Source organism: Photobacterium rosenbergii, from assembly GCF_033022775.1.
GTDB lineage: Bacteria > Pseudomonadota > Gammaproteobacteria > Enterobacterales > Vibrionaceae > Photobacterium > Photobacterium rosenbergii_A.
In genome coordinates, this window is sequence record NZ_JAWJZI010000004.1 from 487639 (window position 1) to 512726 (window position 25088).

The following is a 25088-nucleotide window of genomic DNA, read 5'->3' on the forward strand; positions in this document are numbered from 1 at the left end:
TCCTATAGTGTTAATGTGAGGGCGTGAGCCCTTGATTTTTAGATAGATTTTGGTTGCTGACATAAACCATCATGATGACGGTGGCTGCTGCTGCCGCTTTTACCCAAAGCAACGGGCTAAACATGGCTGCAGCAGGGATCAGCCAGAACAACCAGCTGTATTTATGACTTGTCACCGGGTATGCCGCCATCAAAGATGAAAGGGCCATCACCTGAAGAACAGTGAAGACAACAATCATAATGATGCTGCTCATAGACCCCTCAAGCAGCAAGCCTGGGTTAAACAGGAATAACAGCGGTAATAGGTATGCCGTGCCGCCTAGTCGGAGGGTGTACCCAGCGACTTTGTGCCAAGGATCCTGGCTAATTGCTGCGGCGACAAAGACCGATATGCAAACTGGCGGGGTAATGACCGACAATGCCGCGTAATACAGGACGAATAGGTGGACAGTAACTGGTGCAAACCCTTGCTGTATCAGGGCTGGGGCGAATACCGCAGAGACCAGTACGTAAGCTGCTGATGTTGGGAGTCCCATGCCGGCAATCAAACAGACAACAGCCATCAAGATTGCAATCATCAACACATCGCCGTTGGCAAAGTCGAGAATAATATTCGTAATGGTTACGCCGACGCCGGTCAAGTTGACCATGGCAACGAATACTTGTGCGGCAACCAGCAAAATCCCAACGACTACGACACCTTTACCACCATCAATAAGTGCTGCTTTGAGTTTTTCGACAATGCTGCCCAGCGGGGCTTTTTGCAGTAGGCTACATATGATGAATGCCCCAACGTTACCGATGATGCCAAGGCAAGCCGTCATATTGATGGAGTAGCCATTGATGACACCGAGAATGATCCCGCCAAAGGCACATACAATGGGGGTAATTCGATGCCAAACGAGGGACTCGCGCCAATCAGGCAATTCGCTGTCATCGACCTTACCAAAATCGGATTTTTTCGAGATCAGGTGTACGGTATTGAAAATACCGAAGTACAGCAGCACAGCAGGAATGAAGGCGATAGTAATGATGGCCCAATAATTCACACCTACTAATTCAGCCATGACGAACGCTGCTGTCCCCATAATAGGAGGCGCTAACTGGCCACCGGTGGATGCCATCGCTTCAACCGCGCCAGAGAAGGCGCTAGGGTACTTTAGCCTCTTCATCAGTGGGATTGTGAAATTACCAGTGGTTGCAACATTGGCAACAGAGCTTCCGCTGATCGAACCAAACAACCCGGAGGCAATCGTGGCGATCTTGGCTGCTCCACCAACGCTCGAGCCACTGATCCGGGATGACATATCTAAAAATGTCTGGCCTGCGCCGGTATGGAGCAAAAAACTTCCAAATAAGATAAAAGAGGCGAGGGTTGTCGAGGCGATATTTACCAGCATGCCCCACATTCCACGATCCGATAAATAAATGACTTCCGTCAGGTAATACATATCAAAACCGCGGTGTCCCATTGCACCACTGATATATTCTCCGAAATAGGCATAGGCTAGCGCTATGCTGACCAGGATAGGGAAGACAGGGCTGGCACAGCGGCGTGACAGCTCAAGGATCCCTATTAACGCCAAACCGCCAATCCATACGTCAATCTGCTCTGCAAAGGGCAAATCATTCATGATGGTTTCGAAGTTAACAAGGATATAGCCAACACCGGTAAGTACAGCAAGCACAATCAATAAGTCGACGAAAAGCCCTAGAGGGCGCCACTTCGCTCCATGACCAAGCGGGTGCAGCATGACTCCGAGTATCACTATCAATGCGACAAAAAGACTGCGTTGAATCAGTGTCTCAAACGTACCGAAAAACGAGGTATAAAAGATAAATATACCGATACATGCTCCGACAATGGGGATCGCACGTTCACGCAGCGTCTGTGTTTTAATGGTTGTTTCCATGGCTTTTCGCCTCCATTTAATTGTAAAAAGACCTTTACCCTTCAATTAAATGGTCAGGAACGGTGTAGCCTTGCTCCTGGAAGTACTTCACGGCACCGGGATGAAGCGGAGATGTCGCATATTTCAGAGTCTGCTCGATAAGGTTTTCACCTTCTACGGCAGGGAAAGCTGTGACTTGCTCAATTTCATCTTCCATTACCGCTTTCACAATGTCGTAAGCTGTTTTCTCATCAAGCTTTGGCGATGCCGAAACACCAATGACAAACCCCCAAGTTTTATAAGGACCACGGTTGACCAGTTTGTCTCCCGGCATGTCGACAATGGCCACTTCCGGATGGTTCTTCGCGACTAGCTCAACTTCTTTGTCGTTGAGCCCAATAGCACTCAGCGGAGTAAAAGTGCCAACATCGGTTGTCAATGCATCGAATCGGCTACCTACCGATGACTTCACCATGCCGCATAGACGGTTGTCCTTGATCCCATTGGCTAGTTCGCCATTCGAACCTCTCACCCACTCAGGAGACACATTCAATGTTTCCATCACCGCCAGAGTGGTCGCTTCTGTCGCAGAGCCCCGCATACCTGGACCTAAGCGGACGTCATTAAGCTCACTGATTGAGCCAACATTACAATCCTGGCGAATGATGATGTTTTGGGGAGCTGGGTTGTAAGTCCAGAGTAATTGAGATTTGATTGGGCGCTTGAATGAATCTTCACCGTTATAGGCTTTGTAAAGCACATTCGATGTGATCAGGCCGATATCCAGTTGGTTTCTAGCCATGCGTCGAAGGTTATCAACCGTAGCACCCGTTTCGATCACAGATACCTTGTAGTCATCATATTGGTTCTCAACGATTTTTTTTATCGAAGCAAAATATGCGTAATGCGCTGATTGTGCATTGGTGGCACCAAAAGCCAAACGCGTTTCCGCGTTGACATTTGTTGCGAGTAGAGCTGCAGACAACGCTGAAATGACATAAGTCGTAATACGGTTTCTCTTCTGTTTATTCATTTGTATACCTATTCAAGGTTGATATTTCCTTATTATGAAAGCACATAATTTAAGCATTGGTGTGTGATCAAAGACACATATAGTTGTTGTTTTTATGTTAATCAATAGTAATAAGAGGCCGATCACAGTTCTTTTGCAGCTGGTAATCTAACTTGTCATTAAATTTGTATACGTATACAAAAAGGTGGAGAAATGGAGAAGTTTGCATTTGTTACGGGTGGGGTAGGACAGATAGGCAAGGCGATTTGTCAACGGTTAGCTTGCCAAGGATATCAAGTGATATTCACTTATCGTGATTCGGAGTCCAGCAACCAACGCGCTGAAGAGTTACTTGCCAGCTTGCCGGGCGTAGGCCATCAGGGCATGCAGGTCGATATCACTGATGTGGCTGGTTACGAGAGGGCGGTTGATGATCTGGTGAAATCCATAGGGCACTTGGATTTATTGGTCAATTGCGCCGGTACCACTCAGTTTGTAGCCCCGGAGGACCTTGATGGGCTGGACGAAGGTCTCATTGATAGGATTTTCCAAGTCAATGTGCGTGCTGCCATCACATCGGTACGCTTGCTGGCTCCTTTACTTAACCGTGCACCGGGGGGGGGATGTATTGTCAATATCAGCTCTATTGCTGCCAGAACAGCGATTGGCAGTAACATTGCGTACTGCGCCAGCAAAGCGGCAATGGATAATTTAACCCTTTCTCTAGCGAGGGCTTTGGGGCCTTCAATTCGGGTGTTCTCTGTATCTCCGGGTCTTGCTGACACAGATTTTGTCAAAGGCGTAGATACCTCATGGCGTGACGAGCAGTGCGAAAAGACACCATTGAAAAGGTTGGTTAACCCAGAAGAAGTGGCTAATGCTGTGGTGTTGGCCACCGAAGGGTTGACGTTTTCTACCGGGACTATCATTCCAGTTGATGGCGGTAGGCCACTCAATTAGTCAATACAACCCGAGCATATTATTCTCGGGCTCGGGGCTGTTTACCAGAGTCATGCACATAGCGATGTCGAGATGAAAGACTCTAGCGTATTTAGGATTACACGCCGATACCATTTCTAAAATGGTTTGATATTGTTCTCCAGCACTTCCTTTGAAGTGTAAGTGACGATGAAATCGTCGGCGTATCCAATAAAGTTGGCCCTAGCACCTTTTTTGAGTGCGGTAGACTTTATGCGTTTCTCAAGCCCTGCAAGAGTCATTTGCATCAAGGTGGGAGATATGTCCCGCCTTGTGGTGTGCCTTCGTCAGTGCGATAAAACAGCCCTTTGTCCATTTTAACTATTGTTCCAACATACGCTTGCCTATCAAACATGGGCTATCCGTCACTTCAGAAACTCTGGATACAAATCCTCCTACCTCTCAGCTCTGGATCTAAGCAGTACGATAGTGATGCCACTGCTCAGCGGCCAATCAATACCATTGTTTTACTGTGATACTTTCGCTATCAACTTCCTAAGACCTCAAAATAATTCTCCGCAAAGATGGTTTCTTGTCTAAGTATTTGTTGGGTCAATACGGGTGTCGGTGGTGAGTAAATGCACATGCCTATTAATAACTAAATGATAGGCTTGTTTTTCATGATATGTCATCAAAATGTTGTTTTTATTGATATTTTCGAGGGGTGTCATCTGTTGGTTTCTATTTATGCCCCTTACGTACAAAAGTTGCAATATTGTTAGCTCTTCCATGTAACTTCACATAACTCTTAAATTAATAGTTTGAGGTCTAACTAAATTTTAGGTAGCCTATATTTAACTAATCGTTCAATAAAAAACAAAAGGGACCCAAAATGCCGAAGGTTGGCATGCCAGAAATCAGGAAACCTCAGCTTGTCAAAGCGACGATGGCGGTCATCGATCGTGTTGGTTTGCACGCGGCAAGTATTGCGTTAATCAGCAAGGAAGCGGGGGTTTCTACCGGAATTATCAATCATTACTTTGGAGGTAAACATGGACTGCTTGAGGAGACGATGAGAGAAATCTTACGTCAACACTCAACTACCATTGCAGCGAAGCTCGCGAAGTTGCCAAAGAGTGCGCACCAACAGCGAATCATTGCGATTGTTGATGGCAATTTTGTTGGTTTCCAGGCTGAAAATCAGGTCGCAAAAACGTGGTTAGCATTTTGGTCTTATTCGATGCATGACACTCAATTAAAGCGTTTGCAGCGTGTCAATGAAAAACGCTTGCTGTCCCATTTAAGAATTGAACTCAAAGCGCTGTTTAATGCGGATCAGGCGGATGTTATCGCCCAAGGCATTGCCGCATTGATCGATGGTATTTGGCTACGTGGCACGCTCAACCCACAAGGCATAGATGCCGATAAGGCGCGAAAAATCATCAACGATTACCTTGATAAGCAGCTTACGTTCTATTCAACAAAATAATCTTAAAGTCAGACTTTCACATGGATATGAAAACCCTCTACATCAATGGCAAAGCCGTCAGCGCGACATCTGGCGAAAGCTTTGTGACATACAATCCTGCCAATGGTGAAGCCATTGCCGAGATTGGCCAGGCTAGCCAGCAAGACCTAGAGTCTGCGATCCAAACAGCCAAACAAGGCTTTGCCGTTTGGTCAGCGATGAGCCCAACCGAGCGCAGCCGCATTCTTCTAAAAGCGGTTGCGATTCTTCGTCAACGCAACGACGAACTTGCCACGTTAGAAGTGGCAGATACAGGTAAGCCACTGCAAGAAGCGATTGAAGTCGACATTGCGACTGGTGCTGATGTTATTGAATTTTTTGCTGGCCTTGTCCCTGCGATGCAGGGTGAGCAGCAACCTCTTAGTGACAACCAGTTTTACTATACTCGTCGTGAACCGTTGGGTATTTGTGCGGGCATCGGCGCTTGGAACTACCCAATTCAAATAGCGATGTGGAAATCAGCACCTGCGCTTGCTGCTGGTAACAGCATGATTTTCAAACCTTCGGAAGAAACGCCACTGACGGCACTAAAACTTGCAGAGATCTATACTGAAGCGGGTCTGCCTGATGGCGTATTCAACGTAGTGCAAGGCGATCATCGTGTTGGACAGATGCTGACTGCCCACCCGGATATCGCAAAAGTATCATTCACTGGTGAATCAGGGACCGGCAAGCTGGTGCTGGCAGACAGTGCGAAGACGCTCAAGCAGGTCACTATGGAGCTGGGTGGCAAGTCGCCAATGATCGTATTTGATGATGCGAAATTAGATGACGCCGTATCGGCGGCAATGGTAGCCAATTTCTACACGCAGGGCGAAGTGTGTACCAACGGTACCCGTGTATTCGTTCATGAGTCTATTTATCCTCAGTTTATCGAACAGCTAAAGAGCCGCACTGAAAAGCTTGTTGTAGGCAACCCAATGGAGATGCAAACACAAATTGGTGCGCTTATCTCCAAAGAGCATCTGGGCAAAGTCCTGGCGGCTATTGAAAGCGCGAAGCAAAATGGCGCGACACTGCTGACTGGCGGCTATCAGGTGACAGAAAACGGGCTAGAAACCGGTAACTTTGTGGCACCCACCGTTTTTGTCGATTGTGATGACAACATGCCTCACGTTCAGCAAGAGATTTTTGGCCCGGTGATGTCAGTGCTTACTTTCCGTGATGAACAGGAAGTGATTGCGCGAGCCAACGATACAGACTACGGCTTAGCTGCCGGTATCTTTACGCAAAACTTAGCGCGTGCCCATCGCGTGATCCATCAGATGCAAGCGGGCATCTGCTGGGTGAACACTTGGGGTGATTCACCAGCGGAAATGCCGGTGGGTGGCTATAAACATTCAGGTCTCGGGCGAGAAAATGGCCCAGAGACTCTGCGTCACTATACCCAAACCAAGAGTGTACTGATCGAGCTGGGCAACTTCGCCAGCCCATACGCCTAACAAGAACCACGGAGAGATAAAATGGAGCAACGCTACGATTACATTATCGTCGGCGCGGGTTCGGCCGGCTGTGTATTAGCCGATCGGCTCACGGAAAGCGGTGAGCATTCGGTGTTATTGCTGGAAGCAGGCGGCACAGACAAAAGTATTTTTATCCAGATGCCAACGGCTTTGTCATATCCAATGAATACTGAAAAGTATGCATGGCAGTTTGAAACGGTAGAAGAACTAGGTCTAGATGGCCGCCAACTGCATTGTCCGCGAGGCAAAGTCTTAGGTGGTAGCTCATCAATCAACGGTATGGTCTATGTTCGTGGGCATGCGTGCGATTTTGATGAGTGGGAAGCGCAAGGCGCGCAGGGGTGGAACTATCGGTCCTGTTTGCCTTATTTCCGCCGAGCAGAAAGCTGGAGTGGTGGCGAAGATGAATATCGAGGTGGTAACGGCCCGGTGGGTACGTGTAACGGCAACGATATGAAGCGCAACCCGCTTTATCAAGCGTTTATAGATGCGGGGAAAGAGGCGGGCTACCCCGAAACACAAGACTACAACGGTTTTCAGCAAGAAGGGTTTGGCCCTATGCATATGACCGTTGACGGTGGTGTGCGTGCTTCAACCTCCAACGCATACTTAAGGCGTGCCTTGAAACGCCCTAATCTGACCTTAATTAAAGGTGTCGTGGCACGTAAAATTCTGCTCGAAGGCAAGCAAGCCAAAGGCGTAGAGTTCGAAAAGTCAGGCAACGTTATCAAGGCTCTGGCTGATAAAGAAGTTATCTCTAGTGCTGGCTCTGTCGGCTCTGTGCAGCTACTACAGCTTTCGGGTATTGGCCCCAAAGCGGTACTGGACAATGCGGGTGTTGAACGGGTGCATGATTTACCGGGTGTCGGTGAGAACCTGCAAGATCACTTAGAGGTCTACTTCCAATACCACTGTACTCAACCTATCACTTTGAACAGCAAGCTAGGCTTGGTGAGCAAAGGCCTTATCGGCACAGAGTGGATTTTGACCCGTAAAGGTTTGGGCGCAACTAACCACTTCGAATCTTGTGCATTTATCCGCTCTCGTAAAGGCTTGAAGTGGCCAAACATTCAATACCACTTCTTACCAGCGGCGATGCGTTACGATGGCCAAGCGGCTTTTGACGGCCATGGTTTTCAGGTTCATGTCGGACCGAACAAGCCGGAGAGCCGTGGCACTATCGCCATTACTTCAGCAGACCCACATGCGAAACCGCGAATCCAGTTTAACTATATTTCGACAGAGCAAGATAAGCAGGATTGGCGTGACTGTATCCGCCTGACTCGCGAAATATTAATGCAACCTGCAATGGATCCGTTCCGCGGTGAAGAGATTCAACCTGGCAAACATGTGACTAGCGACGAAGCGATTGATCTGTGGGTCAAAGAGAACGTTGAGAGTGCATACCACCCCTCATGCAGCTGCAAAATGGGGGCCGAGGATGATCCTATGGCGGTACTGGATGAAGCTTGCCGAGTACGCGGTATTGAAAGGTTGCGCGTGGTTGACTCATCCATATTCCCGACCATCCCTAATGGCAATCTAAATGCGCCAACCATCATGGTAGCAGAGCGCGCGGCAGACATGATCTTAGGTAAGCCAGCGATGGCAACCAATCAACAACCGGTTTGGCTTGATCCAAATTGGCAACATACACAAAGAAGTGGCTCTCCAATTAGAGAGTTGGATTAAAGCCTAAAACAATAAAGTCAGTAATCATTACAAGGAAACTATTATGTCTATGATGACAAAAACTCTTTCAACCCTTGCTCTAAGTAGTTTGGCGATGAACGCCTACGCTAACCAGTGTGAAACCGTTCGTTTTGCTGATGTTGGTTGGACAGACATTACCGCGACAACAGCGGTAACGTCAGAGCTATTAAAAGGCCTGGGGTACAAGACGAAAACCGACCTGCTATCTGTGCCAGTGACTTACTCGTCCATGGCGAACGGTGATATCGATATCTTCCTTGGCAACTGGATGCCAACCATGGAGGGAGATATCGCTAAATACCGTGAGTCAGGTAGCGTAGAGACCGTTCGTGCCAACCTTGAAGGGGCTAAGTACACCTTGGCGGTGCCTAAATATGTTTACGAAGCTGGTGTGACCAACTTTGCGGATCTTGCTAAGCATGGCGATAAGTTCAAAGACCGCATCTACGGTATTGAACCAGGTAATGATGGCAACCGTCTGATCCAATCTATGCTCAATAGCGACGCCTTTGGTCTGAAAGATTTCAGCTTAGTGGAGTCAAGTGAAGCGGGGATGGTTTCGCAAGTCTCTCGCGCTGTTCGTCGTAATCAGTGGATTGTCTACCTTGGCTGGGCTCCACACCCAATGAACAGCAATATTGAGATGGAATACCTCGCAGGTGGCGACGACTACTTTGGCCCGAACTATGGTGGAGCGAACGTCTATACAAACGTACGTGCTAACTACCTAAATGAATGCCAAAACGTAGGTAAGCTGCTTAAAAACCTAGAGTTCAGCCTAGAAATGGAAAACGAGCTAATGGAAGCGATCTTGAACCAGAACGTGAAACCATCGAAAGCGGCTCAACAGTGGCTCAAGGCTAACCCAGAGCAGATTGAAACCTGGCTAAACGGCGTGAAAACCCTGCAGGGCGATGAAGCGACCCAGGCTGTAACGGAATACATCGCGTCAAAAGCGTGATCAGTAGCAACTGGTAACGGTAAGGTGGGCAGCACCCACCTTTACTCTCACGACGCTAACATAATCATTACCACAAAGGCTGTATTGTGAACTTTATTACTGACAACAAAATCCCACTGGGTGAATGGATGGAAGCCGCTGTTGACTGGTTAACCACCAACGCTGCTGGTTTATTTGACGCGATCTCAATCTTTCTAGAGACCATCATTCTTTTTGTTGTAGATATCTTTAAATGGATGCCACCGGCGATGCCAATTCTGCTGACGGCTGCAATTGCTTGGTATTTGCACCGTAGTATCCCGCTTGTTGTTTTTGTTATTGGTGCCTTGCTAACCATTTTAAATCTTGGCTACTGGCAAGAAATGCTAGAAACCTTTGTTCTGGTTTTTGCAGCGACAACGATTTCTGTATTAATTGGCGTACCGCTTGGCATTATGGCTGCGCACCGACCTTGGCTCTACACCTTGCTAAGACCGATTTTGGACCTTATGCAAACCGTGCCAACCTTTGTTTACCTGATCCCAACGCTGGTTCTGTTTGGTTTGGGTATTGTGCCGGGTCTGATCTCCACCATTATATTTGCTATTGCGGCACCGATTCGACTGACTTACCTCGGGATCACCAAAGTGCCAGAAGAGCTGGTTGAAGCAGGTAAAGCGTTTGGTGCGACCCGCATGAAGCTGCTGGTTAAAGTTGAGCTTCCGGCCGCAATGCCAAATATCATGGCTGGTATAACTCAGTGCATCATGCTGTCTCTTTCTATGGTGGTTATTGCCGCACTAGTGGGTGCTGACGGCTTGGGTAAGCCTGTTGTTCGAGCGCTCAACACTGTAAACATCTCGCAAGGCTTCGAGGCCGGATTAGCGATTGTTCTTGTCGCGATCATCCTAGACCGTTTATGTAAATCACCAAACCAGAAGGAGGCCTGATCATGGACGCAATTACGATAAAAAATCTTGACGTGGTATTTGGTGACAACCCGCAATTGGCGCTTGATCTATTGGACAAGGGACAGACCCGTCAGCAGATTATCGATGAAACAGCGCAGGTGGTAGGGGTTGATAACGTTTCTATGACAGTGAAAGAGGGCGAGATATGTGTCCTTATGGGGCTGTCTGGATCGGGTAAATCCAGCCTTCTTCGAGCAGTCAATGGACTCAACGAGATTTCTCGTGGCTGTTTGGACATTAAAGATGGCGATGAACAAGTCGACCTTGCTCAGTGTGATGAAGAGACGCTTCGCAGATTACGTACTCACCGCGTCTCTATGGTGTTTCAAAAATTTGCGCTGATGCCTTGGTTAACAGTGCTGGATAATGTGGCCTTTGGTTTAGAGCTGCAAGGAATGGGAAAATCAGAGCGTAAAGAAAAAGCGCGCGAGCAGCTTGAAATGGTGGGTTTGGCAGAATGGGAAGACAAATATCCACATGAGCTTTCAGGTGGAATGCAGCAACGTGTCGGACTGGCTCGTGCCTTTGCTATGGATACAGACATATTATTGATGGATGAGCCCTTCTCAGCGCTTGACCCACTAATCCGTGCCCAGTTGCAAGATGAGCTGATCCTGCTGCAAGAAAAACTCAATAAGACCATTTTGTTTGTGAGTCATGACCTAGACGAGGCGCTAAAAATTGGTAACAACATTGCTATCATGGAGTCTGGCCGCTTGATTCAGCATGGTAAGCCTGAAGAAATCATCCTAACGCCGAAAAATGATTACGTACGTGATTTTGTGGCTCACACCAACCCGCTGAATGTGCTTAAAGGCCGCTCGCTGATGCAGCCTGTGAGTGAGCTAAAACGAGAGCATAGCCGATTGCAAGTCTGTTCCGTTCAGCCTGTTTGGGTTGACCAATCAAGTAGTGAATTATCGATTGTGAGAAGTGATGAACTTACGCTAATTGACTGGGATAGTGAAAGCGGTGATATTGAGCAAATAGGTCAAGATTCCATAGTAGTTACCAGTCCAGACATTGGTATGCGTGAAGCGATAGAGCTGAAAAAACGTAGTGGCCAACCTATTTTGCTGGTTGAGAATGGCGAGTTGGTTGGCGTGCTCAACGACAACGAGTTTTACGATGCGCTACTGGGTAATTACTATGCACCTCAAGTGGCATAGTATTTGACATCAGACAATCATCGCAATTTGCATTATCTTTCCATATGCCTAGAACTCTAACTATGTGGCCAAATTTGCTAATCCACTACTATCAGGCTATGCCAATTTAATGGTTCAAGGAGGGCGGGCCTGTACTCGTTGCGAGATGGGTACGAGTCACAGGAAATGGGTCGGGGTGTGACCGGTCCAGCTCTTGAAGGCGCGGGAGAAGCTGCTGAGATCGGCAAACCCGAGCCGGAAGGCAATATCGGTCAGGTTGATGTTGGGCTGGCTGAGCAACAGTAGGGCTTTTTCCAGCTTATATTGCTCCACAACCTGCCGGTAGCTGGAGCCCAATACGGCGAGGCGGCGGTTGAGCGTCCTGACACTCATTAGCATCTCGGCAGCGATTTTCTCTCTAGAAATTGCCTTTAGGTTGGGTTCGTTATCAAGCAACTTGTAGATCAGCAGAATAATATCGTGGCTCTCCAATTGGCTGACAGCCTGGCGTAGGGGAGGGATTGCAACCGAATAGATGTTGGGATCGCGACCTTTCAATTGGACCTCAGCTGCATTGCGGGGAAAGCAGATCTTTAAAATCGGCGAGCCCGTTTTGATTTGGCATCCCATTAGCAGCTCGAACTGCGGCTGAAGCGCTTGGGGAAAAGGCCAACGGGTGATTTTCAGTACCAAGTTATCCATTCCCCCAGTGGCCTGCTGGATCATCTCGAGAAGGGTGGCGACATACATCATGAAACCGCGATCGGATACCTTCGATATGTCATTGAAGGGATCATGGTTGATCACCCAAAGCTCGCTGTTGCCTTTGGGTGTGGTGTGGTGCTTGAGCCGGATGGGGGAGCCTATCAAGATGCAGTATTGGCAGGCATCTTGAATAAAGGTAAGGAGATCATTACCTGTCCACAGTGCCAACGAATAGCAGCTGAAAGTGAGCGGTGAGACATACTTGGCGGCATATGCAGGAAAGAGCGGCTCCCCGCTGTCTTGGCACAGCTGGTTGAAACGATCGCTGAATGCGCGTAGGTCGGCAGGGCGTATCCGGATCCGTTCACTGGCTGTTTCATCGGGAAAGTAATCGCTGGGCTCGAGATTGAACTCTACGGCGGCTTGCTGGAGCATTTCCCGCCATCCTTTATGGAGCGACATGGACGCGCAGGGGATGTGTGGCATGAAGGTTTGATAGGTTATGTGACTTTATGAATATCCTATTGATTTTATCGAGCGAATGCATTTGACCTGTGACCAAAATGTGACGTGGTTGAACACTGTCGCATCGGCATTAAGTGTTTATTCAGCCAACGTGCCGGGCTGCCATAGAGCAGATAACCGTTGGTCGAATTAGCTCGGGGTATGCTTGCGCCAACTTTTTTGCAGGGCGAGCTCCAGCGGGGTGTGCTGAAGCATAGGAAGCTGCCACTGAGTAGGGCGGATCGGCAACTTACCGCCGCGTTGCCATAGTGAGCGCATATTGATGAAACGGCGGAACAGAGGTGAAAACAGCGAGATGGCCTCCATCAATGTCCAGTGTAAAGGGGTAACCGTGACTGGCTTGCCAGTGCTGAGTGCCAAGCCCCGGGCGATGTCTTTGATACTGGCTTGGTGCCCGGGGTAGTAGTTGACCGAGAGTGGCGTGCTGAACCTAGCCTCAGTCTCCATTGAGAGTTGCTGGATGAGGTTTTCCGCTAAATCAGGCAAATAGGTCCAGTAATGGTTCACTCCATAGGCGCTGGGGGATTGCAGGATCAATTTGTGGTTGGTTTCTTTGACCAACAGCCCGAGGTAGCTGTGGTGTTGGGAAAAATTCAGGTTGTGGCCATAGCAGAGCACCATGATATTCGCACCGGCGTTGGCGGCCATGTCCAATTGAGCGCTGATTTTTTTAGGTAGTACATAATCTATGGGTGTTTTTTTATGCCAGAACGCAAGGCTATTGAATAGTGGTTGCTTGGTATCGTAGACGTTGGTTGTGATCACTAGGTTGCGGCGGAATCGGATCACCTGCTTGAGGATTTCGTCGAGAGAAAAAAACACCCGCCTGCCCTCGATTGGGTCGGGCAGGTGCAGGAAAACCGTGTCCGTTTCGGCCACTAGGGCTTCTAGTAAGTCATGATCGTGTTTCGTGAGCTCAGCCAAGGTCATATTGGCTGAGAATGAAATCGGCAGGCAGGGATCCGCTATAGTGGCGGTAATTTGCCAATTGAATCTATCAAGAGATTTGCAAAGTAGTGCTCCCATTTCATGTTCAGCACCTAATACTAAGGCTCTTCTCATGTTTTTCTCCAACCTTGCGATTCATTTCAAAATCATACTCATAAGTTAAGAGCTATTTCTCGCTATAGTGAATAGATAAAAACATATAGTGGGTATTTGAGAATGCATAGCATGGAATGGGATAGCATTCGTATTTTTCTTACCGTAGCAGAAGAAGGGAGTATGTCTGCTGCTGCGCTGAAACTAGGGGTTTCACAGCCAACGGTGAGCCGGCACATATCGGCGCTTGAAGAGAAAGTAGGCTTTAACCTGTTTGATCGTTCAACACAGGGACTGGGTTTGACCTTGGTCGGTCATGAACTGCTGGCGGCCGCCAAGGAGACAGCCAAAGGTGTTGATGGTTTTATCTCTAAAGCGTCGGCACACAGTGGAAAACACATTGGTCATGTCCGGCTGGCGGCAAGCGATATGTTCTCTTTTTACTTTATGCCAGTTTTGCTGAGTGAGTTCCAGCGGCAGTTTCCTGATATTGAAATTGAAGTCTTGGTCGCCAATAAGGAGGTGAACCTCAACAAGCGTGAAGCCGATCTGCTGATATCCAAGACTAGGCCCGAGCAGTCAGATTTGGTTGTGAGCTTCTTGCACAGCGAGGGAATAGGGTTTTATGCCCACCGAGACTATCTCGAGGAGTACGGCAAACCTAGCTCGGTGTTGGAGCTTTACAGCAGCGAGCACCAAATCATTGGCTACGATCAGCAGAAGATCTATATCGAAACAGCTAGCCGGTTCGGTAAGCCACTCAATAAGTCACATTTCAATTTCCGTACCGATAGCTTCAAGATGCAGCTTGAGCTGGCCCGGGCCAAGGCGGGCGTCGCGGTGGTATTTCATTCCATTGCGGAGCGATATCCCGAGCTAGAGCTTATTGATCTGCCTGAGCTGACCCTGCCCGATGCCCAATGGTGGCTGGTATGTCATCACGATGTTCATATCAACCCTAGGATCCGTCACTTGATGTCTTTTATCAGTGAATGGTTCCGATCATCGTACGATAAAATACTAAAAATCAGCTAGTTATAATTATTTTACTGCTCTTCTGACGAAGAGCCGTTTCCTTCCTCATTAAAATGATGCTTTTTTCCGCTTTTGGAATCTTCTTTTTTCTATAATTTGTTTAATGCAATAAACATTTCTGTGTGTTTTTTTGTTGCCGCTGGTTACAAAATAGACGCGCGAAAACGTTTTCGTTGCTTTAAACTTGATCTGAACCAGTGAAATTTCAATTTTTTTCAAAATTATCGAAACAAAAGTTGAGTTATTCAAAAAAAATTGAATAATGTAATCAAAAGCTATAAATCAGAAGAAAATGCTGCTCCACACATTTTCTTTTGGATAGGTCAACAGACCGGATAGACGTGTAACGGAACGTATTGTTCTAGAGCCCAATTTAATCTGATGAGATAACCCATGAGCAACTCTCTAGTACTTGTAATCAACTCTGGCAGTTCTTCACTTAAGTTTGCCCTTATCGACACTGTAAGCGGTGAAGCGACCCTGAGCGGCCTTGGCGAATGTTTCGGCCTGCCTGAAGCGGTAGTCAGCTGGAAAATTGATGGTGAGAAGCACGAGCACATGCTTGATGCAGAAGGTAACCACCACCAGCAGGCCGTTGATCGCATTGTTGCCCTGCTTGAAGAGCTAGGCATGAAGCAAGACATCGTTGCTATCGGTCACCGTGTTGTACACGGCGGTGAGAAATTCACTAAGACGGTTAAGATTGACGAAGCTGTACTGGAAGAGATCGACAACCTGAGCGATCTGGCTCCTCTTCACAACCCTGCGCACGTTATCGGTATGCGCGCGGCAATGAAGGCATTCCCAAGCCTGTCTCAGTACGCGGTATTCGATACAGCTTTCCACCAGACTATGCCAGCTAAAGCGTACACTGGTGCTATCTCTCAGAAGCTATACAACGACTACGGTATCCGCCGTTACGGTTTCCACGGCACGAGCCACTTCTTCGTAAGCCGTGAAGCGGCTAAGATGATCAACAAGCCAGTTGAAGACAGCAACTTCATCTCTGTTCACCTGGGTAACGGTGCTTCAGTATGTGCTGTTAAGAACGGCAAGTCTGTTGACACCAGCATGGGTTTCACCCCTCTTGCAGGACTAATGATGGGTACTCGCTGTGGTGACCTTGACCCAAGTATCATTGAGTTCCTACTGAAGAAAGGCTGGTCTCAGGAAGAAGTCTTCGACGAGCTGAACAAGAAGTCTGGTCTTCTGGGTGTATCTGGCCTAACCAGCGACTGCCGCGGCATCATCGAAGCGATGGAAAACGGCCACGAAGGCGCAACGCTAGCGTTTGAACTGTTCTGCTACCGTGTCGCTAAGTACATCGGTTCTTACATGGTTGCGCTAGACGAGCTAGACGCAATCATCTTCACTGCAGGTATCGGTGAGAACTCTCAGCCAATCCGTAGCAAGATCCTAGAGAACCTGAAGATCTTCGGCTACCGTGAAGACGAAGAAGGCAACGCTGCAGCACGCTTTGGCAACGCGGGTATCATCACCAAGCCAAACACGCCAGTTGCTATGGTTATCCCAACGAACGAAGAGTGGGTAATCGCAAAAGAGTCAATGGAACTGCTACACGCTTAATAGCCAGTTCACTACAGACACGAATTGAAACCGCCAGCAGAGATGCTGGCGGTTTTTTTATGCCGCTAGATATGTGAGCGCCTGTGAGCGAATTTCGACAGAGCGAAAAAATCCATAAATTTAGAGGGTGATCAAACTTAAGCCTTGAGGTAAGTGAATCGTGTTATGAATCACAATAAAATGGCTAGCAATATTGTCTATGTCTGTGAAGGATCAACGGTGAAACATCAACTACTGGCACTCGATTTGGATGGCACAGCACTGCAAGATAATCATCAGCTAAACTCCTCTATCGCGGAACTTGTTCACAGTATTAAATCACAATACCACGTCGTTATTGTCACCGGTCGCCACCATACGGCCGCCAAACCTTACTATGACGAGTTTAATCTCGATACGCCCATTATTTGTTGCAACGGCACTTACACCTACCACTATCAGCAAGGCAAGGTGTTAGACCATAAGGCGATCGATAAAGGCTTGGCGCAGCGCTTTATCCAGTCGGCCGAACTGCACCAGTTGAAAATGGTGATGTACGTTACTGATGCAATGACTTATTCCTTGGTCGATCCTATCCCCTACATGCAGCCTCTAAATGTCTGGGCAAAAACCTTCCCGCCCGAAAGCCAACCGAATATCTATCAGACCGATGATTTCGCTTCACTGGCCGAAGCCACGGACTATGTGTGGAAGTTTGTGGTTGAGGGGGAAGCGGACAGGCTGGAGGCTTTTTTGCGCCAAGCGTGGGTAGAAACACATTTCGAAGGGGCTTGGTCAGGGGAGTCGCGTATTGATCTGGCAATGAGAGGGAACAACAAGGGCGAAGCCTTGGCCCGCTATGCGCAGCAGTTAGGGATAGCGCCTAACAGTATTGTTGCCGCCGGTGACAACTTCAACGATATTTCGATGTTGGAGATGGCGGGAATTGGTATCGCGATGCAGCAGGCGGATCCTGTTGTCAAGCAGCGTGCCGACGTGATCTGCGAGACCGATAATCACGGCGATGGTTTGGCCACATTGGTGAAGGGCTATTTCCCCTTGGCTGAGGATAAATAGGTCTAGGTATGTCTGATAGTGTGCAAAGTGATCCACTCAAACCCGGATACGACTTCAACGCCCATATGGTTGCGGGTCTAACTCCGATTGAGGCTGGGGAGGAGCTGGACTTTACTATTGACCGTCCTGCAGGCATGAAAGGCTATATTCTTAATATGACGATCAAGGGCTGCGGTACTGTTTTCCATGGCGAGGACAGCTTTGATGTCAAAGAAGGCGATCTGCTGTTGCTGCCTCCGGGAGTGCCGCATTTTTATCATCGTAAGGCGGACAGTCTGGCATGGCACCACCGGTGGATATATTTTCGTCCGCGGGCATACTGGAACAACCGGCTGAAATGGCAGCAGTGTATTAATGGGGTTTACTATACCAAGGGAATGCTGCTGGAAGATAGAATCGCTATCGAAGCGCTGTTTGCCCAGGTCGAGGAGCTTGGGCAGCACTCTGATCCTTATTCCGATGAGTTAAGGCTTAATTTGCTCGAGCAGATACTGATCCGCTGTAAGATGAACCAGCCTTGTCTGATTAAAAAACGTGTTGATCCGAGAATTTCTGAGGTCATCCACTACATCTCTAGCCGCTTGAATGAGGATGTGTCGAATGAACAGCTGGCGAAGCTGATCTGTTTGTCTCCCTCCCGGCTGGGCCATCTATTTCGCGACGAAATTGGTATGACAATAACCCAGTGGCGGGACGACCAGCGGATTAGCCGAGCAAAACAGCTGCTGGTGACATCAAACTATTCGATTAACCAGATTTCTCGCTTGATCGGCTATTCAGATCCGCTCTACTTCTCCCGGGTCTTCAAAAAAAAGGCCGGCCTAAGCCCGAAGTTGTACCGGGATAAGCTGATGTGAGCAGCCTCCTAGAAGCTGAACTGGTAAGTGGTTTGATACTGGTAAAATGTCTTTTGGGAAATGTAAGACATGATCATAGCCTTTGGTTGGCATTTGCGTTTTCTCTTGTTTATCTTCAGTGGAAAAAGGGGCCTCTGTACATACAGATGCCCCCTTATTTATGGTGCCGTGCATAAAGCGCATTGGCTGGACGGGATTAGCGTGAGCTTAGATGGCCTCGCCAAAAACGGGGAAGCCATCCACCCACTGGAGGCGCTTGATATGGGTATGGCGGTTGGGATCCCAGAGCGGGTCGCCTTCGATCTCGGTGTAATTTCTCGCATGGTAAACCAGTAAATCGTTGCCCTGTTCATCGACCGTGAAGCTGTTGTGGCCGGGGCCGTACACGGCTTTGTCCCAGTTGGTGCTAAAAACGGGCTGTTCAGATTTGTGCCAGCTGGCAGGATCGAGCAGGTTGCTGTTCTCGTCAGCGTAGAGCAGGCCCATGCAGTAGTTCTCGTCGGTGGCGCTGGCGGAATAAGTCATCCAGAATTTGCCATTCCGGTGAAGGATAGACGGGCCTTCATTGACCCAGAAGCCAACTTGCTCCCAATCGTATTCCGGTACCGACAGCAGTACCGGTGCTGTAGCAAGCTCGGTAGGGTTTTTCATTTCCGCAATATACAGGTTGGAGTTGCCCCGGATATCTTCCGCTTTCTGCGCCCAAACATAATAAAGCTTGCCGTTGTGGCTGAAGGTGGTGGCATCCAGGCAGAACGTATCCATGCCGGTGTCAATTTGCCCCTCGAACTGCCATTCATCGGTGATCGGGTTGCTGTTTTTGTTGCTTATCGCGTACATGCGGTGCTGGAATAGGCCGTCTTTGATTTCCCTTGTTGGCGCGGCAGCAAAGTACACATACCATGCTCCGTCGTTAAAATGGATTTCTGGCGCCCATACCAAATCGCTGTAGGGGCCGGTTTCGGGCTTGTGCCAGGCGCTAATGATCTCAGAGGTCGAATTCAATTCGCTGACTGTTTTCGCTCGGCGAATCTCAATGCGGTCATACTCCGGAACCGAGGCGGTAAAGTAGTAGTAGCCGTCAGTGTGCTTATAGATATGTGGGTCAGCACGCTGTGAGATCAATGGGTTGATATAATCTGTCATCTTGTTACCTGATTGGTGTTATCGCTGTGTTTAGTTTGCGCTGGTGGTGGCCGGAATCGGGGTTTTGATATCGCTTAAATTTTCTTCTTTATCAAGCACATTTGTTGCTGTCATAGAGTGATAGTATTTATCCGTGACCTTATATTTGAACATGAAGGCTCCCATCAGGAAGTGGAAGAAGCCAGGGATCACCGTCAGCATCAGCGCGATACCGGTCAGCGTGTGATCTGACTGCACTTCATTGGGCACATACTCAAAGTAGGTCAGTAGCCAGCCGACGATAGCGCCGGCAATCCCCATCCCGAATTTTTGACTGAATGAGATCCCGCCGAACGCCAAGCCCGAGACCCGCTTGCCTGTTTTGAAGGTGCCGTAATCAACCGCTTCGGCAATTGCTGACCAGAAAACCGGTGCATGCAGGTCGACCACAAACGACAGCAGGAAGTACAAAACGAACGCCAGCGCGTAGTCACCTTGGCCAACCAGCAAGAATAGGGCAATGCTGATGAAGGCAACGGCGATTTGGCTGTAACGGAATAGTTTGATTTTACAATGCTTTTTAGTAATCCAGGTGGACGCCACCATCGCCAGGATCGCAGCGGCAACCCCCGTTGCCAAAAAAGCCGAGATAATACCCGCGTCGCCGCCAAGATAGTATTTTGCATAGTAGGCCGCAACAGAGCCACGAATTACATACCCCACAGTACCCGTAACACACACCGCGCACAGAATCAGCCACTGGTCGTTTTTGACCAGCAGTTTTACCTGCTCTTTAAACGGTTTCTTATCAACCACATGCTCGATACGCTCTTTGGTGGTAAAGAAGCAGAACAGGAACAGCAGCGTACCCATTAGCCCCATCAGGCCCATTGCGTACTGGTAGCCGAGCTGGATGTTATCCTGCCCCCATGCGGCCGATAGCTGAGGAACGATGATGGTGACCAGGAAAGCGGCAATTTTGGCAAAGAATAAGCGGTAGCCATTGGCTGACAAACGCTCTTTCGGGTCATCGGTCAATACACTGATCAGCGAAATGTACGGGATAGTCACCGCAGTAAACATGATGGTGACGAAGATGTAGGTCGCGTAGGCGTAGACCAGTTTGGTGTTGTAGTCGCCATCCGGGGTACTGAATGCCAGATACACCGAGATCCCGAACGGGATGGCTAGAAACGCTAGATATGGGCGGTAGCGACCCCAGCGCGTGGTGAACTTGTCGGTCATCATGCCCATCAGAGGGTCGGTTACCGCGTCGATCAATCGGACCACGATAAATAACATCGCGAGATCCTGGGCACGGATGCCGAAGATATCGGTATAGAAAAACGTAATGATTAACATCATGGAGGAAATGACGACATTCACGGCCATATCCCCGGCACCAAACCCGATCTTCTCAATGACGGGCAATTTGTATTTATACATCCTAGCAGTCCTTATTGAATCATCCGTTTATTATTTTTATATATATGTTTCTTATTTCCTGTTAAACGTGTCATGCAAAAATGAAATCAGCTATAGACTACATACTTTTAGCGTTTGAGTTCATATGCTTATAAGGTTGCAATTATCAGCTTACATGGGTATTTCTTTGTTAAATGCTTGTTGTTTTGTATAAACTCGAGCAAAAAAGGCGAGCGGAAGGTTTACTGTGTGTTTTAACGGCGAAGGGCTGCAATAAAAAGCAGCGACACAGGTGGGAGTGTCGCTGCCTTGAGGTGAAATTGAGGGTGCTTGTCCAGCCCCGTGACGGATAGGGCAAGCGGTGTTACGTCCTTGCCATTTGCTTGTAGCGGTCGAAGATAACCGCCGCCAGCAAGATAGCACCACGGACCACATATTGCGCAAAGGGTGACATATTTAACAGGTTCATGGCGTTTTCTACCGTACCTAGGATGAGCACCCCGGCAATCACGTACGACACTTTACCGATCCCCCCCTTGAGCGATACCCCGCCTAATACACAGGCTGAGATCACCACCAGCTCAAAGCCGACAGAGGTCATCGGCTGGCCGCTGGTCATGCGCGCCGCCAGGATCACCCCGGCCAAGGCTGAGATGAACCCCGAAACAGTAAAGATGAGCATCTTGGTTTTCACCACGTTGACCCCCGCCAGACGGGCGGCTTCTTCGTTACCGCCGATCGCCAGCGTATTGCGGCCGTACACGGTGCGGTTGAGCAAAAACGCGAACACCGCAAAGGTGGCGATGGTCAACCAGACCGGGGTTGGGATCCCCAGTAGTGAGGAGTTGCCGAGGGCAAAGAAGCTCTCCTCGGTGATCCCCACGGCTTTACCGTCAGAGATGATATACCCTAGACCGCGGGCGATCTGCATGGTGGCCAGCGTGGTGATCAACGCATTGATTTGCAGCTTGGCAATCACAAAGCCGTTGAGCAGGCCGAATGCGACGCCAGAAAGCAGGCCTGCGCCAATCCCGAGTACCACGCTGCTGGTGGCGTTGATCGCAACCGCTGTCACCACTCCGGAGCAGGCAATCACCGATGCCACGGACAGGTCGAGATCGCCGCATGCCAGGCAAAACAGCATGGCACAGGCCACCATTCCGCTCATTGAGATCGCCAGTCCCAGCCCTTTCATGTTGATGAAGGTGGCGAAATAGGGGACAAAGAAACAGCACAGTAAAAACAGTACCGCAAACACCATCAGCATGCCGAACCGGTCCCAGATCCCGGCAAAGTTAAATGCGGGCTTGGCGTTTTTTTGTTCCAGTACTTTGGTAGAACTTGTTACGGACATATGTAATTTCCTCTTTATGCGGCAGTTTGGCTGTGGCCCAGCATGGCCAGGCTGAGGGCGACTTGCTCTTTGAACTCATGGCGCTGTAGCTCTCCGGTGACGGCACCTTCCTTCATGACCATGACCCGGTCTGAGATCCCCAACACTTCGGGCAAGTCGCTCGAGACAACGAGCACTGTGACCCCCCGTTCTGCCAGGTTGAAGATCAATTCGTAAATTTCTGATTTGGCGCCAACGTCGATACCTCGGGTCGGTTCATCCAGCAGGATCACTTTCATCTCGGTGGACAGCCAGCGGCCGAGGATCACCTTTTGCTGGTTGCCCCCCGATAGCTGGCCAATCGACTGTTGTATCGAGGCGGTTTTGATATTGAGCGCAGCGCGCTGCTGTTCGGCGTTGGTTTTCTCCCAGGAAAAGTCAATCAGGCTGCCGAGCTTCAAATGCCAGGGGCGGGCGCTGATGTTGGTGTTTTCCGCCACCGAGAGTATCGGTACGATACCGTCCGCTTTGCGGTTTTCCGGACACAGGGTGATACCGGCATTGATGGCCTGTTGCGGGTTCTTGATGGTGGCCGGCTGGTCATGGATGTACATCTGCCCTGCCTGGGCCTTTTCGGCCCCGAAAATAAGGCGCATTAGCTCGGTCCGGCCTGCGCCGACCAGCCCGAACAAGCCCAGGATTTCACCCTGGCGGACATCCAGGCTAACCGGTGCCGTCAACCCTTTTCCTTCCAGGTTTTCAAGCCGCAGGCCGGTGTTACCCAGCGGGCGAGAACGGTAGTTGTAGATATCGTTGATTTCCCGCCCGACCATCAGCTCGACCAGCCTGTCGTGGGTCAGAGAGGACAGCTCATCGAATGTCTGGACATGGGTACCGTCTTTGAAAATAGTGATGGCATCGCACAGATCAAAAATCTCTTCCATCCGGTGCGATACATATAGGATGATCTTGCCGTCATCTCGCAGCTCGCGGATCACCTTGAACAAGTTTTGGATTTCGCGCTGTGACAAGCTACTGGTGGGCTCATCGAAAGCGATGATCTGTGCGTTTCGGCTCAGCGCTTTTGCTATCTCCACCATTTGCCACTGGCCGATGGAAAACTCCTTCAGCGGACGAGATGGATCGAAATCTTCCCCTAATCGCAGAAGTTGCTCACGGGCCCGGGCGTTCAGGGTCTCGGTGTCCACTTTGCCGCTCTTGGTCGGCATTTGGCCCAGATAAATATTCTCGGCCACACTTAATTCCGGGACGAGATTGAGCTCTTGATAAATGATGGCGATGCCTTGATCGAGTGCGTCAGTGGCCGAGTTGATCGACAAGGTCTTACCGTCGACGACCAGGTCACCCTCGGTAGGCAGGTACAAACCACTTAGTGTTTTGAGTAGGGTTGACTTTCCCGCACCATTCTCGCCCATCAAGGCATGGATGCTGCCTTTGTTGGCCCGAAAGCTGATGTTGCTGAGTGCTTTTACCCCGGGGAAATGCTTCGAGATATTGCGAAATTCGAGGTAAGAAGGGGAATTTTCCATGATTTATTTCTCCGTTTACAACGAAAAACGGCGGCAAGGAAACTGCCGCCGCGTCTAACTTACAGACCTTTTTTCTCCAGTTCATCACGGAAGTTGTCACGGGTGATCAATACAACGTCAGTGACTTCCACGAACTTCTGAGGTTGCACATCGTCTTTCACCCAGTGGTAGAGCGACTCGATACTCTTGAAGCCGTGAACGTCAGGGCTAGGCAGCAGTGAACCGTAAAATCCGGTTGCGCTGGACTTGGCCAGTTCGTTTACGGCATCCACGCCGTTGATGCCGATACCGATGACCTTCTCAGCAGCAAAGCCCTGGCCTTCTGTCGCCCGAACACCGCCAAGCACGGTGTTGTCGTTCATACCGACAACCATCCATTGTTTGACCGTTGGGTACTGGACAAGCAGCGAGTTGGCAGCATCGAGAGCCCCTGGGATGTCATTGGATTTGGTTGGTACGCGATAGATCTGATCTGTAGGGAAGCCAGCTTCTTGCAGTGCCTTGATCGAACCATCGACACGGCGGCGGGCAGTGTCAAGTTCATCGGCAGTAATGGCCATGACACCGGTTTGTGATGCATCCCAGCCGCGTTTTTGCATCTCAGCATAGAGTTCGGTTCCCTGGCGGTAGCCGATTTCGCTGGCCGCCATCATCACCAAAGGAACGTCAGCCATCGGCTCGCCTTTGGCGTTCAGGAACTGATCATCCACCGTGACGACTTTCAGGCCATAGCTGTTGGCTTTGGCCATGATGGCAGGGCCAAGTTTCGGGTCGGGGGTACAGATGACAAAGCCTTTTGCACCACTGGCCGCCAGTGTGTCAATCGCGTTCAGGGTTTTTTCACCATCAGGTACGGCCATCTTGATGACTTCAAAGCCATATTGTTCACCAGCCTTCTCCGCGAAAGACCATTCTGTTTGGAACCATGGTTCTTCCGGTTGTTTAACTAGGTAACCTAGTCGCAGATTATCGTCACTCGAGCCAAAAAAAGCGCTTGCCGATGCACTGAGCATCGTAAAGCCAGACAGGGCAGCAATTGTAAGTAGTTTTTTTAATTTCATTGTCTTCCATCCACTGGTAGAGGTGAGTGTTCATTGACCATCTTTGTGGATCTCTGAGGGTTTGTTAGTGACAGCAATCACAGTTAGGAAATGTAGCGATTAAGTCCATGTATTTAGCCGTGAAAGCTATGAGTCAGATCTCAAAATCAATGTTCATGGGAATTCTTGTTTAAATTAAGCGCGATTTGGCGGTTTTTTCCCACT

General features: G+C 49.2%; 20 protein-coding genes and 1 pseudogene. 11 read left to right on the plus strand and 10 right to left on the minus strand.

Going from position 1 to position 25088, the window contains the following annotated elements; genetic code table 11:
• Nucleotides 1–10: 10 nt before the first annotated feature.
• Together R2X38_RS13020 and R2X38_RS13025 are read right to left on the minus strand one after the other, a co-directional pair.
• Nucleotides 11–1912 carry a TRAP transporter fused permease subunit gene (locus R2X38_RS13020; RefSeq protein ID WP_317522676.1) on the minus strand — a complete coding sequence of 634 codons (1902 nt, stop codon included), beginning with the start codon at nucleotides 1910–1912 and terminating at the stop codon, nucleotides 11–13.
• A 34-nt stretch (nucleotides 1913–1946) separates the two neighbouring features.
• Nucleotides 1947–2924 carry a TAXI family TRAP transporter solute-binding subunit gene (locus tag R2X38_RS13025; RefSeq protein WP_317522677.1) on the minus strand — a complete coding sequence of 326 codons (978 nt, stop codon included), beginning with the start codon at nucleotides 2922–2924 and terminating at the stop codon, nucleotides 1947–1949.
• Between the two features lie 192 nt (nucleotides 2925–3116).
• Here R2X38_RS13025 and R2X38_RS13030 point away from each other — a divergent pair, with 192 nt between their 5' ends.
• The gene (locus R2X38_RS13030; protein ID WP_317522678.1) at nucleotides 3117–3863 is read left to right on the plus strand and encodes an SDR family oxidoreductase; all 747 of its coding nucleotides are present in this window, start codon (nucleotides 3117–3119) and stop codon (nucleotides 3861–3863) included.
• A 122-nt stretch (nucleotides 3864–3985) separates the two neighbouring features.
• Here R2X38_RS13030 and R2X38_RS13035 read toward each other — a convergent pair.
• Nucleotides 3986–4197: pseudogene (locus tag R2X38_RS13035) on the minus strand (reverse transcriptase domain-containing protein); the annotation flags it as partial.
• A gap of 516 nt (nucleotides 4198–4713) precedes the next feature.
• Between R2X38_RS13035 and betI the strand changes: the two are divergent.
• The 6 genes from betI (at nucleotide 4714) to choV (ending at nucleotide 11605) form a co-directional block, all read left to right on the plus strand.
• The gene (gene betI / locus R2X38_RS13040; protein ID WP_317522679.1) at nucleotides 4714–5310 is read left to right on the plus strand and encodes a transcriptional regulator BetI; all 597 of its coding nucleotides are present in this window, start codon (nucleotides 4714–4716) and stop codon (nucleotides 5308–5310) included.
• 20 nt (nucleotides 5311–5330) lie between these two features.
• Nucleotides 5331–6791, plus strand: coding sequence for a betaine-aldehyde dehydrogenase (gene betB, locus R2X38_RS13045; RefSeq protein ID WP_317522680.1), 1461 nt, complete (start codon nucleotides 5331–5333; stop codon nucleotides 6789–6791).
• A 21-nt stretch (nucleotides 6792–6812) separates the two neighbouring features.
• Entirely contained in the window at nucleotides 6813–8504 is a 1692-nt protein-coding gene (betA, locus tag R2X38_RS13050; RefSeq protein ID WP_317522681.1) for a choline dehydrogenase, read from the plus strand.
• A gap of 43 nt (nucleotides 8505–8547) precedes the next feature.
• Nucleotides 8548–9486 carry a choline ABC transporter substrate-binding protein gene (locus tag R2X38_RS13055; RefSeq protein WP_317522682.1) on the plus strand — a complete coding sequence of 313 codons (939 nt, stop codon included), beginning with the start codon at nucleotides 8548–8550 and terminating at the stop codon, nucleotides 9484–9486.
• 86 nt (nucleotides 9487–9572) lie between these two features.
• Nucleotides 9573–10415, plus strand: coding sequence for a choline ABC transporter permease subunit (choW, locus tag R2X38_RS13060; protein WP_317522683.1), 843 nt, complete (start codon nucleotides 9573–9575; stop codon nucleotides 10413–10415).
• Between the two features lie 2 nt (nucleotides 10416–10417).
• Entirely contained in the window at nucleotides 10418–11605 is a 1188-nt protein-coding gene (choV, locus tag R2X38_RS13065; RefSeq protein ID WP_317522685.1) for a choline ABC transporter ATP-binding protein, read from the plus strand.
• A 156-nt stretch (nucleotides 11606–11761) separates the two neighbouring features.
• On the opposite strand, the gene R2X38_RS13070 is transcribed toward choV, so the two are convergent.
• Both R2X38_RS13070 and R2X38_RS13075 read right to left on the minus strand, forming a co-directional pair.
• Nucleotides 11762–12724, minus strand: coding sequence for a helix-turn-helix transcriptional regulator (locus R2X38_RS13070; protein ID WP_317522686.1), 963 nt, complete (start codon nucleotides 12722–12724; stop codon nucleotides 11762–11764).
• A gap of 219 nt (nucleotides 12725–12943) precedes the next feature.
• Nucleotides 12944–13876: a hypothetical protein gene (locus tag R2X38_RS13075; protein ID WP_317522687.1), complete on the minus strand. Its 933-nt coding sequence runs from the start codon at nucleotides 13874–13876 to the stop codon at nucleotides 12944–12946.
• A 102-nt stretch (nucleotides 13877–13978) separates the two neighbouring features.
• Here R2X38_RS13075 and R2X38_RS13080 point away from each other — a divergent pair, with 102 nt between their 5' ends.
• The 4 genes from R2X38_RS13080 (at nucleotide 13979) to araC (ending at nucleotide 18390) form a co-directional block, all read left to right on the plus strand.
• On the plus strand, nucleotides 13979–14890 hold the full coding sequence (locus tag R2X38_RS13080; protein ID WP_317522688.1) for a LysR family transcriptional regulator: 912 nt from the start codon (nucleotides 13979–13981) through the stop codon (nucleotides 14888–14890).
• Nucleotides 14891–15283: 393 nt separating this feature from the next.
• The gene (locus R2X38_RS13085) at nucleotides 15284–16477 is read left to right on the plus strand and encodes an acetate/propionate family kinase (protein ID WP_107299449.1); all 1194 of its coding nucleotides are present in this window, start codon (nucleotides 15284–15286) and stop codon (nucleotides 16475–16477) included.
• 219 nt (nucleotides 16478–16696) lie between these two features.
• Nucleotides 16697–17533 (plus strand): Cof-type HAD-IIB family hydrolase, encoded by an 837-nt coding sequence (locus R2X38_RS13090; RefSeq protein WP_317522690.1) that lies wholly within the window; start codon nucleotides 16697–16699, stop codon nucleotides 17531–17533.
• Between the two features lie 8 nt (nucleotides 17534–17541).
• Nucleotides 17542–18390, plus strand: a complete 849-nt coding sequence (gene araC, locus R2X38_RS13095) for an arabinose operon transcriptional regulator AraC (RefSeq protein ID WP_317522691.1) — start codon at nucleotides 17542–17544, stop codon at nucleotides 18388–18390.
• Between the two features lie 207 nt (nucleotides 18391–18597).
• Here the strand turns inward: araC and R2X38_RS13100 are convergent, their stop codons facing one another.
• The 5 genes from R2X38_RS13100 to R2X38_RS13120 all read right to left on the minus strand — a co-directional run bounded on the left by R2X38_RS13100 (nucleotide 18598) and on the right by R2X38_RS13120 (nucleotide 24884).
• Nucleotides 18598–19536: a glycoside hydrolase family 43 protein gene (locus R2X38_RS13100; RefSeq protein WP_317522692.1), complete on the minus strand. Its 939-nt coding sequence runs from the start codon at nucleotides 19534–19536 to the stop codon at nucleotides 18598–18600.
• 30 nt (nucleotides 19537–19566) lie between these two features.
• Nucleotides 19567–20961 carry an MFS transporter gene (locus R2X38_RS13105; protein WP_317522693.1) on the minus strand — a complete coding sequence of 465 codons (1395 nt, stop codon included), beginning with the start codon at nucleotides 20959–20961 and terminating at the stop codon, nucleotides 19567–19569.
• A 343-nt stretch (nucleotides 20962–21304) separates the two neighbouring features.
• Nucleotides 21305–22294, minus strand: coding sequence for an L-arabinose ABC transporter permease AraH (gene araH, locus R2X38_RS13110; protein ID WP_317522694.1), 990 nt, complete (start codon nucleotides 22292–22294; stop codon nucleotides 21305–21307).
• 14 nt (nucleotides 22295–22308) lie between these two features.
• A complete protein-coding gene (gene araG / locus R2X38_RS13115) occupies nucleotides 22309–23823 on the minus strand; it encodes an L-arabinose ABC transporter ATP-binding protein AraG (protein ID WP_317522695.1) in 1515 nt (504 codons plus the stop codon).
• A gap of 59 nt (nucleotides 23824–23882) precedes the next feature.
• The gene (locus R2X38_RS13120) at nucleotides 23883–24884 is read right to left on the minus strand and encodes an arabinose ABC transporter substrate-binding protein (protein ID WP_317522696.1); all 1002 of its coding nucleotides are present in this window, start codon (nucleotides 24882–24884) and stop codon (nucleotides 23883–23885) included.
• Nucleotides 24885–25088 lie beyond the last annotated feature (204 nt).

Coding starts and splice junctions, on each gene's coding strand:
- choV (WP_317522685.1), top strand. CDS start 10,418: ATGGACGCAATTACGATAAAAAATCTTGACGTGGTATTTGGTGACAAC.
- araH (WP_317522694.1), bottom strand. CDS start 22,294: ATGTCCGTAACAAGTTCTACCAAAGTACTGGAACAAAAAAACGCCAAG.
- R2X38_RS13085 (WP_107299449.1), top strand. CDS start 15,284: ATGAGCAACTCTCTAGTACTTGTAATCAACTCTGGCAGTTCTTCACTT.
- R2X38_RS13030 (WP_317522678.1), top strand. CDS start 3,117: ATGGAGAAGTTTGCATTTGTTACGGGTGGGGTAGGACAGATAGGCAAG.
- R2X38_RS13055 (WP_317522682.1), top strand. CDS start 8,548: ATGTCTATGATGACAAAAACTCTTTCAACCCTTGCTCTAAGTAGTTTG.
- R2X38_RS13075 (WP_317522687.1), bottom strand. CDS start 13,876: ATGAGAAGAGCCTTAGTATTAGGTGCTGAACATGAAATGGGAGCACTA.
- R2X38_RS13105 (WP_317522693.1), bottom strand. CDS start 20,961: ATGTATAAATACAAATTGCCCGTCATTGAGAAGATCGGGTTTGGTGCC.
- R2X38_RS13120 (WP_317522696.1), bottom strand. CDS start 24,884: ATGAAATTAAAAAAACTACTTACAATTGCTGCCCTGTCTGGCTTTACG.
- R2X38_RS13025 (WP_317522677.1), bottom strand. CDS start 2,924: ATGAATAAACAGAAGAGAAACCGTATTACGACTTATGTCATTTCAGCG.
- R2X38_RS13100 (WP_317522692.1), bottom strand. CDS start 19,536: ATGACAGATTATATCAACCCATTGATCTCACAGCGTGCTGACCCACAT.
- araG (WP_317522695.1), bottom strand. CDS start 23,823: ATGGAAAATTCCCCTTCTTACCTCGAATTTCGCAATATCTCGAAGCAT.
- R2X38_RS13020 (WP_317522676.1), bottom strand. CDS start 1,912: ATGGAAACAACCATTAAAACACAGACGCTGCGTGAACGTGCGATCCCC.
- betI (WP_317522679.1), top strand. CDS start 4,714: ATGCCGAAGGTTGGCATGCCAGAAATCAGGAAACCTCAGCTTGTCAAA.
- araC (WP_317522691.1), top strand. CDS start 17,542: ATGTCTGATAGTGTGCAAAGTGATCCACTCAAACCCGGATACGACTTC.
- R2X38_RS13070 (WP_317522686.1), bottom strand. CDS start 12,724: ATGCTCCAGCAAGCCGCCGTAGAGTTCAATCTCGAGCCCAGCGATTAC.
- betA (WP_317522681.1), top strand. CDS start 6,813: ATGGAGCAACGCTACGATTACATTATCGTCGGCGCGGGTTCGGCCGGC.
- betB (WP_317522680.1), top strand. CDS start 5,331: ATGGATATGAAAACCCTCTACATCAATGGCAAAGCCGTCAGCGCGACA.
- R2X38_RS13080 (WP_317522688.1), top strand. CDS start 13,979: ATGCATAGCATGGAATGGGATAGCATTCGTATTTTTCTTACCGTAGCA.